Genomic DNA, 13558 nt, shown 5'->3' with positions numbered 1-13558 from the left:
GTAAAAATTGAAAAATGTGATGCCCTTCGCTGATTTTTGACTTGAAAACCCAAAATAAAAAAAGAGGCTGAACTCTTTTGAGACAGCCTCTTTTTTATCTCTGATTGAAATGATCTTCTGACTATAGAGCACCCATCTGTTTTACTTCGGTTCCGCCGTATTCGCCATTGGCCAATTTTTCGCGTACTTCCGAGAAAGCTTTGATGGTGTATTCAACATCTTGCAGGCTGTGAGTTGCTGTCGGGATCAAACGAAGGATGATCTCACCTTTCGGGATGACCGGATAAACAACCACTGAGCAGAAAATGCCGTAGTTCTCGCGCAGGTCAACCACCACGTTGGTCGCTTCAACCACGCCACCCTTCATGTAAACCGGAGTTACAGGTGTATTGGTGCGGCCAAGGTCAAAACCGGCAGCTTTCAACCCACCTTGCAAGGCGTTAACAATGGTCCACAGTTTTTCGCGCAATTCAGGACTGTTTTTCAATAATTCCAAACGTTTCTGAGCGCCAATTACCAATGGCATTGGCAATGATTTGGCGAATGTTTGCGAACGCATATTGTAGCGCAGGTAGTTGCAAACATCGCGGCTACTGGCCACAAATGCACCGATAGATGCCATTGATTTGGCAAACGTGCAGAATAAAATGTCAACTTCATCCTGAACACCGAAGTGTTCTGGCGAACCGGCGCCGGTTGCTCCCATGGTACCAAAACCGTGGGCATCGTCAACCAATAAGCGGAAGCTGAATTCTTTTTTCAGGGCAGCAATCTCATCTAGTTTGCCCAGGTCGCCCGACATACCGAACACGCCTTCGGTAATCACCAAAATGCCGCCGCCTTGTTTTTCGGCTAACTTGGTGGCACGCTCCAGTTGTTTTCTCAGGTTCGTGATATCGTTGTGCGGAAAAACAAAGCGCTTGCCCATGTGCAGACGAACACCGTCTAAAATGCAGGCATGTGCTTCGCTATCGTAAACGATCACGTCGTTGCGGCCACAAATAGCATCAATAATGGAAACCATTCCCTGGTACCCAAAATTGAGCAGGAAAGCATCTTCTTTATTTACGAAAGCAGCCAGATCGCGCTCCAAAGCCTCATGATAATCTGTTTGACCGGACATCATGCGTGCACCCATCGGGTAAGCCAGCCCCCAGTCGGCAGCAGCCTGGGCATCCGCTTTGCGAACTTCAGGGTGGTTTGCCAACCCGATGTAATTGTTTAAACTCCAGGTTAATACTTCTTTTCCCCTGAACTTCATGCGGGCACCAATTTCACCTTCCAATTTCGGGAAAGCAAAATAGCCATGTGCCTGCTTCATATACTGGCCGATATTTCCTTTGTTAGATGTAAACTTTTCAAAAATATCCACTTCTCTTTGCTTTAAAATTAAACTGTGCAAATGTAATTCTTTTTGAGAAGTCTGCAAATTTGTTAAATTATATTAAACCAAGTTTCAGAATGACTTTTCTTACTTAATTTGCCCTCGAAATTTTAATAAAAATGTATCTTTGCGCCATGTTGGTAAAAATAGCTAAAATTGGGACCTTTGCCCTGTTGTTACTGGTGTTGACAACAGCTTGCAGCAACTTTAACAAGATTGTTAAAAGTACAGACTACGAATTCAAATACAAAAAAGCACTGGAGTATTACGAAGAGGGCGAGTTTGTGCGTTCGTCCACCTTGCTGAAAGAGTTGGTCAACATTTACCGGGGCACCAGCCGGGCCGACAAAATCTACTACTATTATTCAAAAAGTTTTTTTGGAATGAAGGACTATCTGATGGCCGGGCATTGGTTTCGTACATTGGTTCGTGAATTCCCGAAAAGTGAGTATGTAGAGGAGGCTCAATTTATGATTGGCCATTGTTATTACCTGGATTCACCCAAGCCTCGCCTGGACCAGCAGGTGAGCCAGAAGGCTATCGATGCCCTGCAATTGTACATCAACCTGTATCCGTCGAGCGACCGCGTAGAAGAGGCTAACCGCCTGATTATTGAGTTGCGCGACAAACTGGTGTACAAATCCTTCCTGACCGGAAAACTGTATTACGATCTCGATAACTACAAGGCTGCCGTTATTGCCTTGACCAATTCGTTGAAAGATTTTCCCGATACCAAATACCGCGAAGAACTCATGTTTATGTTGCTCCGGGCGAAATATTTGTTGGCTATCAGGAGTGTGGAGGAAAAAAAAGATCAACGTCTGAGCGAGGCATTGGATGAATATTTTACCTTTGTCGATGAATATCCCGAAAGCGGGTACCGCAAAGAGGCCGACAAATTTTATGAAACCACGGCCAAATTATTGCATTATAACGAAGAAGTTAATTAATTAAGAATATGGATTTTAAAAAAATCAAAGCAGAAAGCACCACTGTTCCAAGAGATTTGTTTGATTTGGAAGAACAGACCGGAAACGTTTACGAAACCGTGATGATTCTTGCCAAACGTTCCAATCAGATTTCTTCGGAAATGAAAGAAGAACTGAACCAGAAGTTGCAGGAGTTTGCTTCCTATTCCGACAATTTGGAGGAGGTTTTTGAAAACCGTGAGCAAATCGAAATTTCGAAATACTACGAGCGTTTGCCAAAACCAACGCTGATCGCTTACGAAGAACTCAAACAAAAACAGATTTATCACCGTAATCCGGCCAAAGAAAACCGCAAAGGATTATAAAAATAGTAGCCTTTATGAGGCTTGACGGAAAACATATCATTTTAGGTGTGACCGGAAGTATAGCTGCCTACAAGGCAGCTTATCTTTTAAGGTTACTGGTGAAAGAAGGGGCTGAAGTGCAGGTGGTGATGACCCCTGCCGCCAAAGAGTTTATCACTCCCGTAACCATGAGCGCCCTCTCGAACAGGCCCGTGGCATCCGAATTTTTTGCGGCCAACGATGGCACCTGGCATTCGCATGTGGATATGGGGCAATGGGCCGACTTGATGCTGATTGCACCAATCACGGCAGCAACGATGGGCAAAATGGTTGGTGGTGTGGCAGATAACTTACTGGTCACGACCTACATGTCGGCCAAGTGCCCCGTGATGATCGCACCTGCCATGGACCTGGATATGTTTCGCCATCCGTCCACGCTCCGTAACATGGAAATGCTGAAATCGTTCGGCAACATTATCCTCGAACCCGGCGAAGGGGAGCTGGCCAGCGGCCTGCACGGCAAAGGCCGGATGCAGGAGCCGGAGCAAATAGTTGAAGAGGTAGTTGCCTTTTTCAACGCAAAAAAAAAACTTCTGAATAAACATTTCCTGGTTACAGCAGGACCTACTTACGAGAAGATTGATCCGGTACGTTTTATCGGAAACTATTCTTCCGGGAAGATGGGGTTTGCCCTGTCGGAAGCGCTGGCAGACGAGGGTGCGAAGGTAACTTTGGTCTGCGGACCGGTGAGTTTACAAACAACACATAAAAATATTGTCCGTGTGGATGTGGAATCGGCTTTGCAGATGAAGGTTGCTTGTGAGCAGGTCTTCCCGAACGCCGATGGTGCCATCATGTGTGCAGCTGTGGCCGATTACCGACCAAAACATCCCGCTGATCAGAAAATAAAACGTACCCGCGACGATATGTCGATTGAATTGGAAGCTACCGATGATATTGCCGCCACGCTCGGTAAATTGAAGACAGACCGTCAGATTCTGGTCGGTTTTGCGCTGGAAACCCAGGACGAACTGGCAAACGCAGCTGCCAAAATGAAGAAGAAGAACCTCGATTTTATTGTGTTGAATTCGTTGCAGGACAAAGGCGCCGGTTTTGGTGTTGACACCAATAAAATTACCATTCTTTCGGATGGCAATAAAGCGGAAGAATTTGAGTTAAAAAAGAAATCGGAAGTTGCCTGCGATATTGTGGAAAAGCTGGCTGCTGTGTTGGCTGGAAAGTAGGACTTCCGGATATATTTTTTACTTTTACTTCATCGGGAGCTGAAATATCATGAAAAAAATCGGCATCATTTTCATTGCTTTTTTTGCCTTTGGCTTGTTGGGGAGGGCGCAGGAACTTCGTTGCAACATCAGCATTTCGTCCACTAAAATACAGGGGGCCAACCGTAACATTTTCCGTACCATGCAAGCCGATTTGTACGAGTTCATGAACAACCGGAAGTGGACGGACCATGTATATTCGATGGAGGAACGCATCGAATGCAATATCTTCATTCAACTGGACGAGCAAATTTCGTCGGATGAATTTAAAGGCTCGATGACTGTGCAGTTGCGCCGGCCCGTGTTCAATTCGTCCTACGAAACCACCTTGCTCAATATCCGGGACAAAGATTTTCAGGCGCGGTATGTGGAGTTTCAACCGCTCGAATTCAACGAAACATCCAATCAGAATAACCTGACCAGCCTGATGGCTTATTATGCTTACATATTAATAGGCATGGATTACGATTCGTTTTCGCCGGAAGGTGGAACGGAGTATTTTCAGAAAGCCCAGCAATTAGTGAACAACTCGCAAAACGCCCGCGAACCGGGATGGAAAGCTTTCGAGAGTGAACGTAACCGCTACTGGCTGGTGGAGAACCTGCTCAACCGTTCGTATGCCCCGTTTCGGCAATGTATCTATCGGTATCACCGGATGGGGCTTGACCAGATGAGTGACCGGGTAGAAGAGGGCCGGATGGAAATGGCCGAATCACTTAAGTTAATTCAGCGGGTGTTTCGCATGAGGCCGTCGTTGTATATTTTACAAATATTCTTCGATGCCAAAGCCGATGAGATGGTCAATGTGTTTTCGGGTTCGTATCCCGACGAAAAAAACCGGATACTGGCTATCCTGAACGAGGTGGACCCTTCCAACGGCTCAAAATACGAAAAGATCAAGACGGATAATACATTCAATTTACAGACCCCCTAAATCGGATTTGTTGTGCTGCAATCGTTACAAGTTTCAAACTACGCGTTAATTGACGAGCTGGAAATCACGTTTCATCGTGGCTTCAATATTATCACCGGCGAAACCGGGGCCGGGAAGTCCATTATCCTGGGTGCGCTTGGCCTGATTTTGGGGCAGCGTGCCGATCTGGGCGTGTTGCGAGAGAAGGACCGCAAGTGTACCGTTGAAGGCACCTTCAATATTAAAGACTACCAGCTCGAAGCGTTTTTTCAGGAACAGGAACTTGATTACGAGGAGCCGACCATCCTGCGGCGCGAAATTACTCCTGCCGGCAAGTCGCGGGCATTTATCAACGACACGCCGGTTACTCTGAAAGTTTTGCAGGACCTGGCCATCCGGCTCATCGATATTCATTCGCAACACCAGAACCTGGAATTGGGGAACCGTTCGTTTCAGCTAAACCTCGTGGATTTGGTGGCCGAAAATTCGGGTTTGTTGCAGACATACGGTCAACTTTTCCAGGCACTGGGAACGCAGAAAAGACACCTGTCCCGTTTGGAGGAGGAAGCCGGGAAAGCCAAAGCAGACCTGGATTATTTTCAGTTTCAGTTTCAACAGCTGGAGGAAGCCCGATTGAAAGAAAACGAACAGGAGGAACTGGAGGCAGAGCAAGCGACGCTGGAACATGCCGAAGAAATTAAACTGACATTTGGCCAGCTGACCGACGATTTGGAGAGCGAAGAAGCCGGCGTATTGCTCCGGTTGAAGGAGCACCTGAACCAGTTGGCCAAACTGTCGGCTTATATGCCTGATGCCCGGCAAATCCGGGAACGGCTCGAATCGTGCTACCTCGAATTGAAGGACCTGACAGTTGAATGTTCCTCCATCGCTGAAAAAACGGAGCACGATCCGGATCGGATCCAGCTGGTATCCGAACGGTTGGACCTGATTTATTCGCTTCAGCAAAAGTTTCGTGTAGGTTCTGTAAATGAACTGATCGAGTTGAGAAACGAATTTGAACAGAAAATTCATCAAATCGCTTCATTTGACGGTGACATTGAGGAGGCTCACCTGCAAGTGGCGAAACTCTCGGCGCAAGTGATCGACCAAGCCAAACAAATCAGTGAGCGGCGGCAGGCAGTAGCTGGAAAGATGGCTGCTACCGTCGAAAGTGTGTTGCAAAAGCTGGGCATGTTGAATGCGGTGTTTCAGCTTCAGTTTGTACCGCTTCAAGAGGCCGGGCCAAATGGTTTGGATGAAGTGCGATTCCTCTTCTCGGCCAACAAAAGTGCCGGTGCGCAGGAGATCTCAAAAATTGCCTCGGGAGGTGAAATTTCGCGCGTGATGCTGGCCTTGAAAACCTTGATTACCGACAGCAAATCGTTGCCGACCATCGTTTTCGATGAAATTGATACGGGTATTTCGGGTGAGGTGGCCGTAAAAATGGGTATCATCCTGCGCGAAATGTCTTCCAATATGCAGGTGATAAATATTACGCACCTGCCGCAAATCGCCGGAAAGGGGCAGCATCATTTCAAAGTGTTTAAGTACGATGATGAAGAACAAACCTTTACCTCCATTCGTCAACTGAACGACGACGAGCGGGTGGAAGAGCTGGCCCAGATGCTTGGCGGCGAAAAAGCTTCAGACACCACCCGAAAAACAGCCCGCGAGTTGCTGAACTGATTGCTGGTATTTACAAATCTCATCTATTGGGCTGTTGCCGGATTCAACTTCAAGATAGCAGGCAACTTTGAGTCAGCCGTTCTTTTTACCGGTTGTGAGTTTGGTAGTCACTTCGCGGCGGACACGGGTGTGAATTAGGTTCACGTGCTTTGCCATAAAATCAACGACAGCCTGCCTGTCTGATTTGGACAGTTCGCGCAGTGCCCACGATAAAGCTTTAATTACCATGTCATCACGGTCGTCAATCAACTGCTCGCACACCATCAGGGTGCGCCGTGTGTCGCCGGTGCCGCCTTTTGCCCGTAAATTCAGGGGAACGGTACAAACCAATGCGGTGCGCCGCATCCAGCGATCTTCACTTGCCATCCATTGTTGTATTTGCTCATCGCCCAAGGTTCCCTCGCGCCAGTGCCAGCCGGCAATCATGGTGCTGTAGCTATCCACCGAGGCCCAGTTGTCAAGCGTTTGGCCAAGTTCCACCACCTGCCCGGCCGTTAGGTTTTTCAAGGCTTTCTTGTTGGTCCAAAGTAATTCGTAAGCCAGCTGTTGGCTTTCAAAAATCGGTTGTTTGCTTAATTCTAGGCAAAGCTCTGTCCACTGTTCAGGGCTCAGTTCGGGTAGTTTGTTGCGCCAGTTTTTGGCAATAGCTTTCAGGTCGGGGGCACGCGTACCCAGCATCTCCAGACGAGTAGGGAAGTTGGCCATCGCCATGGCTTTTCGTTCCGTTGTTGAGGCATTTCTCAGCCCTGCAATCATTTCGTTGATCATTTGGTCGTGGCTCATTGGTTTGTTTTTGTAAATTTGGCTTCTTCAAAAGTAAAAAACATTACCTAAGAATGCCAATCCATGAAACTTGTATTTGCCACTAACAATCAACATAAACTGAAAGAAATAAAGCATATTCTGGGTGAACATACCCAACTGCTGAGTCTGCAGGATATTGGCTGCGGGGAAGACATTCCCGAAACCAGTCCGACCCTGGAAGAAAATGCGCTGCAAAAGGCGATGTACGTGTATGAAAAATACGGATACAATTGTTTTGCCGATGACACGGGCTTGGAAATTGATGCGCTGAATGGTGAGCCGGGCGTGTATTCGGCCCGGTATGCGGGTGAGGAAAAAAGCGCGGAGGCCAACATGGAAAAAGTACTTCGCCTGTTGGACGGAACGGAAAACCGCCAGGCACGTTTCCGGACAGTCATTGCTGTGGTGATCGACGGACAGAAAACCTTGATGGATGGCACCGTGGAAGGGCGCATCCTGAACGAACGGAGTGGGAGTGAAGGCTTTGGGTACGACCCTATTTTTCAGCCGGATGGCTATGCACAATCTTTTGCTGAAATGGATTTGACCACTAAAAATCAAATCAGTCACCGGGCACGGGCCGTGCAAAAGCTGGTGGCTTTTTTAAACCGATAAACGCTTTTATGAAACGGATCCTGTTGTTGGCTTGGGTGTTAACTTGCTCTGTTATCGCTTTTCCGGTAGGCGAGTGGACGGATTATTCGTCGTACTCGTCGGCACAGCAGGTGGTTGTGGCCAGCAACAAGGTGTATTGTGTTACCACAGGCGGCTTGTTTACCGTGGATACAACCGACAACAGTCTGCAAAAGCTCACCGGCATAAACGGTTTGTCTGACGTGGGCGTGAACCGGGTGGGATACGGAGATGAGGCTGAAGTGGTGTTGGTAGCTTATAAAAACAGTAACCTCGACCTGATTATTGGCAGGGAAATCTTTAACTTGTCGGATATCAAGCGAAAGCTGTTGCCGGCCGACAAAACCATTTATAACATCCTGTTTGTTGGACAAACGGCCTATTTGTCCTGCGGCTTTGGCATCGTAGCTGTAAATCTTGAAAAACGTGAAATAAAAGATACCTACTACATTGGCGAAAACGGCGCTGCGATGAAGGTGACGGACATGGCCTTTGACGGGCAATTCCTGTATGCCGCTACCGAAAAGGGTATTTTTAAGGCGCCTGTCAGCGCTGCAAATTTGCAGGACTTTCGTTTTTGGGAAAGGGACGAATCCATCCCGAATGCTGACGGTCCGTTCGACCAACTGGAATATTTCGCTGGCAGCCTGATTGCCGGTTTCGATGGCGGTGATGTTGGCCGGGACGAATTGTACCGATTCACCAATGGTGTTTGGAATAGCTATCTCCCCGGCCTGGAGCGGATAACGGACGTACAGGCATCTTCTGGTTTTCTGACGATTAGCACCGGCGAAAAAGTCGCTGTGTACCGGGACGACGGCACGCTGGCCGACCAGGTGGACAGCTACCCGCTGGCATCTTTCACCGTGAACAGCATCCATGCTAACAGTGCCGTGGTGGATGGGCAGGGCGATCTTTGGATGGCCGACCAGCATTATGCACTTATTCGCAAAACGGGGGGCAATTTCAGCTGGATTGTTCCGCACGGGCCTGCCGACAACCATGTTTTTGCGTTGTCGGTGAATGGCGCCGACTTGTGGCTGGCATCCGGCGGACGCAACCTGGTGTGGAACAATCTGTTCTACGGAGCGCAATTTCAGTTATACAGGAATGGAAACTGGCAAGCTTTCAACAATCAAACCGACCCCGCATGGGGGCATTTTCACGATGTGGTCTGCGTGGCAGCCAATCCGGCATCGCCCGATCAGGTGTTTTCCGGTTCGTGGGGCGGGGGTGTGGCCGAATTTCGAGATGGCAAATTCGTGGCGCGTTACCACAATTTCAACAGCACGCTGCAAACGGCCTTGCCCAATCAGCCAAACGAACCGTATGTGCGTATCAGCGACCTGGACTTCGACTCGGACGGAAATCTGTGGGTGGTTAACTCAGCCGTAGAAAAGCCACTTTCTGTGCTGAAAAGTAACGGCGAATGGGAATCGTTTGCCCTTCCCGGGATTCAGTCTAATAAAAACGTCGGACAGCTGGTGATGACCCCCACCGATGATCAGTGGATTGTAATTCCGCAAGGAGAAGGGCTGGCCGTTCGAAAAGCTGACGGATCGGATTTCCGGCGTTTGTCGGTGGTGGCCTATTTCAACAATGGTAGCGAAGAGGTTTTTACATCGATGAACGATATCTATGCTGCTGCTGTGGATCGCGACGGGGCGGTCTGGCTGGGCACTTCAGCCGGGGTGGCTGTTTATTCTCAGCCCGGTGAAATCTGGGAGCAAAGCACTTATTATGCCTCGCAGCCTGGCCTCGATCTGGGCGACGGACTGTACCATCCCTTGCTCTCCACTCAAACGGTGACGGCTATTGCAGTTGACGGTGCCAACCGGAAATGGGTGGGGACCAAAAACTCTGGCCTTTACCTGGTTTCGGAAGACGGGCAGCAGGAAATAAGCCATTTTAACACGGGCAACAGTCCGCTGCTGGCCGACGAAATTACCAGCCTGGCCATTAATGATCAGACGGGAGAAGTGTTTATTGGCACGGTGGAAGGGCTGATTTCATACATGGGCGAGGCAACTGCCGGCAGTTCGGGCTATGATGCAGTCTTTGCCTATCCTAATCCCGTCCGTGAGGATTATGACGGAGATGTGGTAATTACCGGATTGATGGAAGATACGCAAGTGAAAATTACCGACATCAGCGGAAACCTGGTGTATCAAACCACTTCGTTGGGGGGACAAGCTGCCTGGGATGGTAAAAACTTCCGCGGAAACCGGGTAAGCACCGGCGTTTACCTGGTTTTTGGCAACGATCGTTACGGCGAACAAACATTCGTTACCAAGATTCTGTTCATCCATTAAATCTGGCGTTGTGATTGAAAAAACAAAGGGCATCTTTCTGCACTACATCCATTATTCCGATTCGGCTATCATTGCACGTGTTTATACCGAAAAATTCGGTCAGCAATCGTATCTGGTCAATGGAGCCCGTTCGAAAAAATCGGCTCTGAGGATCAATTTATTTCAGCCGTTGTTTTTGCTCGATCTGGAAGTGTACCACAAAACCGGGCGCAACCTGCAACGGATGAAAAGCGCCCGGCTGGAGGTTCCGTTTGATCATTTGCCTTTTGATATCCTGAAAAGCTCGCAGGCGATGTTTATAGCCGAGGTGCTGATGAAATGTCTGAAGGAGGAAGAGACGAACCCGGAATTGTTTGAATTCCTGTTTCATGCGGCTTGTTTGCTGGACCTGAACCAGGAGGGCACCGCCAATTTTCTGATTGCTTTCCTGTTCAAGCTCACCCGCTACCTGGGAGTGGCACCACAAAGCCCGGAGCCGGGTGGATCCCGGTATTTCGATCTCGTGTCGTCATCCTTTCGCCAGCACGAACCTCCTCACAACCAGTTTATGGACGTGGAAACCACCCAAAAATTTGAAGAACTTTTTCAATGCGACCTTTCCGAAATAGGGAAGCTAACGTTTCGAAACAGGCACCGGACAGTGCTGTTATCCAAGTTGTTGGAGTATTATAAAATTCATCTCGACCTCACGGGTGAAATCAAATCATTGGCTGTGTTGAAAGAAGTATTGGATTGATTTTCAGCGGCGTCAGAAAAGACCTGTCTGAAAGTTAGCTTTTGTGACTGAAGGTATTCCGGCTGTTTCATTTTATTGTGTAATTTTGCAGGTATTAACTGACGAATCCGGCAATTCCGTAAATTGTCAACTCATAAACATTCATGGTACAATCAAAACTTCCGAATACTACCCGGAGCATTTTTTCTGCCGTAAGCAGTCTGATTGAAGAAACCGGCGCCCTTGATATGGCTATCGGTAGAATCGATTTTCCTTGTCCGGAGGAATTGACGGAGCTTGCAGCAAGTTACATCAAGGCGGGCAATAATAATTATGCCCCGTTGGAAGGGATTTTCAAACTGAGAAGCGAAATTTCGGTACGGGTAAAAGAACATTACGGACACGAATTTGATCCGAAAACTGAAGTCACCATCACTGCCGGTACAATTCAGGCCATTCATACAGCCATCAGTACGGTTGTGAAGGATGATGATGAGGTGATTGTTTTCGAGCCGGCCTTCGAGTCGTTTGTGCCTTCCATCATTCTGAACGGTGGAAAACCGGTTTATGTGCAGCTGAAAACACCGGGCTTTAAGATTGACTGGGAAGAGTTGAGAAAGATGATTTCCACTAAAACACGGATGATCATCCTGAATTCGCCCCACAACCCATCAGGAAGTGTGTTGTCCGAAAACGATATGCAGCAGCTCCAGCGCCTCACCAACGGGACGAATATAACCATCCTGAGCGATGAAATTTTTGAATCGATCATTTTTGATAACCAGAAGCACCAGAGCATTGCCCGTTTTCCAAAGCTGATTGAGCGGAGCTTCATCATCTCGTCGTTTGGCCCGTTGTACAATATCAATGGATGGGGTATTTCGTATTGCCTGGCACCGGAAAAACTGATGGCTGAATTCCGGAAGGTGCAGCAGATTCAGATTTATAACGTGAATACGCCCCTGCAATATGCCTTGGCCGACTATTTGCCCCGAAACTACTCTTTCGAAGACGTTTCAGAACTTTACCAGGGAAAGCGCAGCTACTTCAATCGCTTGCTCGAAAATAGCCTGTACACGGTTTTGCCAGCGCAGGGTGGTTATTTTCAGTTGATTGACTATTCGAAAATATCGGATGAGCCGGATGCCGTATTTGCTGATCGGCTGGCTCGAGACTTTGGCATTGCCACGCTGCCCATTTCGGCTTTTTACCACGAAAAAACAAAAGCTCGTTACATTCGTGTGTGTTTTGCCAAGGAAAACAGTAAGCTGGAACAGGCTGCCGAACGCTTGTTGCAGGTGCCTTCCATGGTTTTGGGCGATCTGTAGAAATTTTCATACAAAAAAAGCTGGTTGCTGTTCTTTTTTTCAAGACAAGCAACCAGCTTTTTATTTCTTCTTCACAGAAAGATTATTTTTTGATCAGCAACCAGGTGTCAGCATATTTTGGGAAATTGCTGCGGATTTGGTTGACCCGGGTTCTGGCTTCACCTTCGTTGGTGTACGAGTTTACACATACCCGGTAGTAGCCTGTTTCGCTGTGCAACACAATCGGGTTGAAACCTTGAGGGATCAACTCTTGCTTGTAGCGGTTGGCATTGTCAATGGAGCTGAAACTTCCGATGATGACAAAAAAGCTTCCGCCTTCATATTTCGAGGCATCTTCTTTTTGGGCAAAGGTAAACGTTTCTGTTTGCGTACGCACCGGCGCCGAGGGCTGTTCGTACATTTTATCCGATGTAGGGTTCTCGCGTACCCCAGGCTTGGGTTCTGTTACCGAGAATACTTTGCTTTGTGGTTCTTCCTGTGTCACGGTTTCGGCAGCATCATTCTTACTGAGCTTTTGGGTTGTTTTACAGCCAAAAAGCAAAAAGCTGAATGCAAATGCACCAATGATAAGTTTTCTCATTTCTCTTTATTTTTTAATGGTTTCTCTATACAAATCTACGAAAAAGGGAATCAGCTTATTGTGTAGCTGAAAATTGGTTATTAACTATTCGTTGTTGAAATCTGGTGCTCAGGCAACTAAACTCTGAAAATAAACTAGGTGGCGCAGGATTCCAGCCCGGTCACGATCACTTTATCCTCTAGTAATGAAGCTGCCTCTTCAAAAAACGTTGTCCGCCAACCGTGCGGTAAAAAATCACCCTTCGGATAGCGTGTTGTTTACTGGGATGAGCTTCGTGAAAAACCATGTTCCAGGGAGAAATCCCCTTGGTTTCTTCAATCAGGCCTTCGTTATGGGCCTCTTCGGTTTTGGCGATGTCGGCGCAAACGCCGTAATGAAACCGGTGATGTTCGAGATTATAGACAACGTATGAATAGTACATGGCGCAAAAGTAGGAAAAGAAAACCAATTTCTCAACCGGCAACAGGTTGCAGGGAAATCGCTTTTAGGAATTAAAATGCTATTCTTTCATGTAGAAGATGTTAATCTGCCCCTTCACGGTTGTTACCATCTGTCCGAGGCTGTCCAAAAAGTAGATTCTGGTTTTTGTGAGCTTGCAAATTGTTAGCCATTCCTCATTTTACCCCTCCAAACCTCCCCTAAAGGTG

13 protein-coding genes are annotated in these 13558 nt (G+C 47.7%); 9 read left to right on the top strand and 4 right to left on the bottom strand.

The annotated features are described in order from the left end of the window. Nucleotides 1-121: 121 nt before the first annotated feature. Entirely contained in the window at nt 122-1402 is a 1281-nt protein-coding gene (locus N2K84_RS19265; protein ID WP_282593471.1) for an aminotransferase class I/II-fold pyridoxal phosphate-dependent enzyme, read from the bottom strand. Between the two features lie 116 nt (nt 1403-1518). Between N2K84_RS19265 and N2K84_RS19260 the strand changes: the two genes are divergently transcribed. Genes N2K84_RS19260 through recN form a run of 5 tightly spaced genes read left to right on the top strand, consistent with a single transcriptional unit; the run spans nt 1519 to nt 6539 of the window. Next, nucleotides 1519-2334, top strand: a complete 816-nt coding sequence (locus N2K84_RS19260) for an outer membrane protein assembly factor BamD (protein WP_282593470.1) — start codon at nt 1519-1521, stop codon at nt 2332-2334. 8 nt (nt 2335-2342) lie between these two features. Continuing rightward, nucleotides 2343-2678 (top strand): DNA-directed RNA polymerase subunit omega, encoded by a 336-nt coding sequence (locus N2K84_RS19255; RefSeq protein ID WP_282593469.1) that lies wholly within the window; start codon nt 2343-2345, stop codon nt 2676-2678. 14 nt (nt 2679-2692) lie between these two features. After that, nucleotides 2693-3901, top strand: coding sequence for a bifunctional phosphopantothenoylcysteine decarboxylase/phosphopantothenate--cysteine ligase CoaBC (gene coaBC, locus N2K84_RS19250; protein WP_282593468.1), 1209 nt, complete (start codon nt 2693-2695; stop codon nt 3899-3901). 49 nt (nt 3902-3950) lie between these two features. Further along, nucleotides 3951-4874, top strand: a complete 924-nt coding sequence (gene porD, locus N2K84_RS19245; RefSeq protein WP_282593467.1) for a type IX secretion system protein PorD — start codon at nt 3951-3953, stop codon at nt 4872-4874. A 12-nt stretch (nt 4875-4886) separates the two neighbouring features. Continuing rightward, the gene (gene recN, locus N2K84_RS19240; protein WP_282593466.1) at nt 4887-6539 is read left to right on the top strand and encodes a DNA repair protein RecN; all 1653 of its coding nucleotides are present in this window, start codon (nt 4887-4889) and stop codon (nt 6537-6539) included. Nucleotides 6540-6611: 72 nt separating this feature from the next. Here recN and N2K84_RS19235 read toward each other — a convergent pair whose 3' ends face one another. Continuing rightward, nucleotides 6612-7322: a DNA alkylation repair protein gene (locus N2K84_RS19235; RefSeq protein ID WP_282593465.1), complete on the bottom strand. Its 711-nt coding sequence runs from the start codon at nt 7320-7322 to the stop codon at nt 6612-6614. Nucleotides 7323-7385: 63 nt separating this feature from the next. Here N2K84_RS19235 and N2K84_RS19230 point away from each other — a divergent pair, with 63 nt between their 5' ends. The 4 genes from N2K84_RS19230 (at nt 7386) to N2K84_RS19215 (ending at nt 12331) form a co-directional block, all read left to right on the top strand. Beyond that, nucleotides 7386-7958 carry a non-canonical purine NTP diphosphatase gene (locus N2K84_RS19230; protein ID WP_282593464.1) on the top strand — a complete coding sequence of 191 codons (573 nt, stop codon included), beginning with the start codon at nt 7386-7388 and terminating at the stop codon, nt 7956-7958. Nucleotides 7959-7966: 8 nt separating this feature from the next. Beyond that, a complete protein-coding gene (porZ, locus tag N2K84_RS19225) occupies nt 7967-10288 on the top strand; it encodes a type IX secretion system anionic LPS delivery protein PorZ (protein ID WP_282593463.1) in 2322 nt (773 codons plus the stop codon). 10 nt (nt 10289-10298) lie between these two features. Next, complete coding sequence (gene recO / locus N2K84_RS19220; RefSeq protein ID WP_282593462.1) at nt 10299-11024, top strand: DNA repair protein RecO; 726 nt, start codon at nt 10299-10301, stop codon at nt 11022-11024. Between the two features lie 143 nt (nt 11025-11167). Then, nucleotides 11168-12331: a methionine aminotransferase gene (locus tag N2K84_RS19215; RefSeq protein ID WP_282593461.1), complete on the top strand. Its 1164-nt coding sequence runs from the start codon at nt 11168-11170 to the stop codon at nt 12329-12331. Between the two features lie 82 nt (nt 12332-12413). On the opposite strand, the gene N2K84_RS19210 is transcribed toward N2K84_RS19215, so the two are convergent. Continuing rightward, nucleotides 12414-12911, bottom strand: coding sequence for an SPOR domain-containing protein (locus N2K84_RS19210; RefSeq protein ID WP_282593460.1), 498 nt, complete (start codon nt 12909-12911; stop codon nt 12414-12416). Between the two features lie 178 nt (nt 12912-13089). Continuing rightward, nucleotides 13090-13332, bottom strand: a complete 243-nt coding sequence (locus tag N2K84_RS19205; protein WP_282593459.1) for a GIY-YIG nuclease family protein — start codon at nt 13330-13332, stop codon at nt 13090-13092. Nucleotides 13333-13558 lie beyond the last annotated feature (226 nt).

Source organism: Gaoshiqia sediminis (assembly GCF_025907915.1).
GTDB classification, from domain to species: domain Bacteria; phylum Bacteroidota; class Bacteroidia; order Bacteroidales; family Prolixibacteraceae; genus Gaoshiqia; species Gaoshiqia sediminis.
This window is presented reverse-complemented; position numbering and strand designations above follow the sequence as displayed.

What these genes read in the sequence shown, in the direction of transcription:
- N2K84_RS19260 (WP_282593470.1), top strand. Translation starts at nt 1,519, where the DNA reads ATGTTGGTAAAAATAGCTAAAATTGGGACCTTTGCCCTGTTGTTACTG.
- N2K84_RS19255 (WP_282593469.1), top strand. Translation starts at nt 2,343, where the DNA reads ATGGATTTTAAAAAAATCAAAGCAGAAAGCACCACTGTTCCAAGAGAT.
- coaBC (WP_282593468.1), top strand. Translation starts at nt 2,693, where the DNA reads ATGAGGCTTGACGGAAAACATATCATTTTAGGTGTGACCGGAAGTATA.
- porD (WP_282593467.1), top strand. Translation starts at nt 3,951, where the DNA reads ATGAAAAAAATCGGCATCATTTTCATTGCTTTTTTTGCCTTTGGCTTG.
- N2K84_RS19235 (WP_282593465.1), bottom strand. Translation starts at nt 7,322, where the DNA reads ATGAGCCACGACCAAATGATCAACGAAATGATTGCAGGGCTGAGAAAT.
- N2K84_RS19230 (WP_282593464.1), top strand. Translation starts at nt 7,386, where the DNA reads ATGAAACTTGTATTTGCCACTAACAATCAACATAAACTGAAAGAAATA.
- porZ (WP_282593463.1), top strand. Translation starts at nt 7,967, where the DNA reads ATGAAACGGATCCTGTTGTTGGCTTGGGTGTTAACTTGCTCTGTTATC.
- N2K84_RS19215 (WP_282593461.1), top strand. Translation starts at nt 11,168, where the DNA reads ATGGTACAATCAAAACTTCCGAATACTACCCGGAGCATTTTTTCTGCC.
- N2K84_RS19210 (WP_282593460.1), bottom strand. Translation starts at nt 12,911, where the DNA reads ATGAGAAAACTTATCATTGGTGCATTTGCATTCAGCTTTTTGCTTTTT.
- N2K84_RS19205 (WP_282593459.1), bottom strand. Translation starts at nt 13,332, where the DNA reads ATGTACTATTCATACGTTGTCTATAATCTCGAACATCACCGGTTTCAT.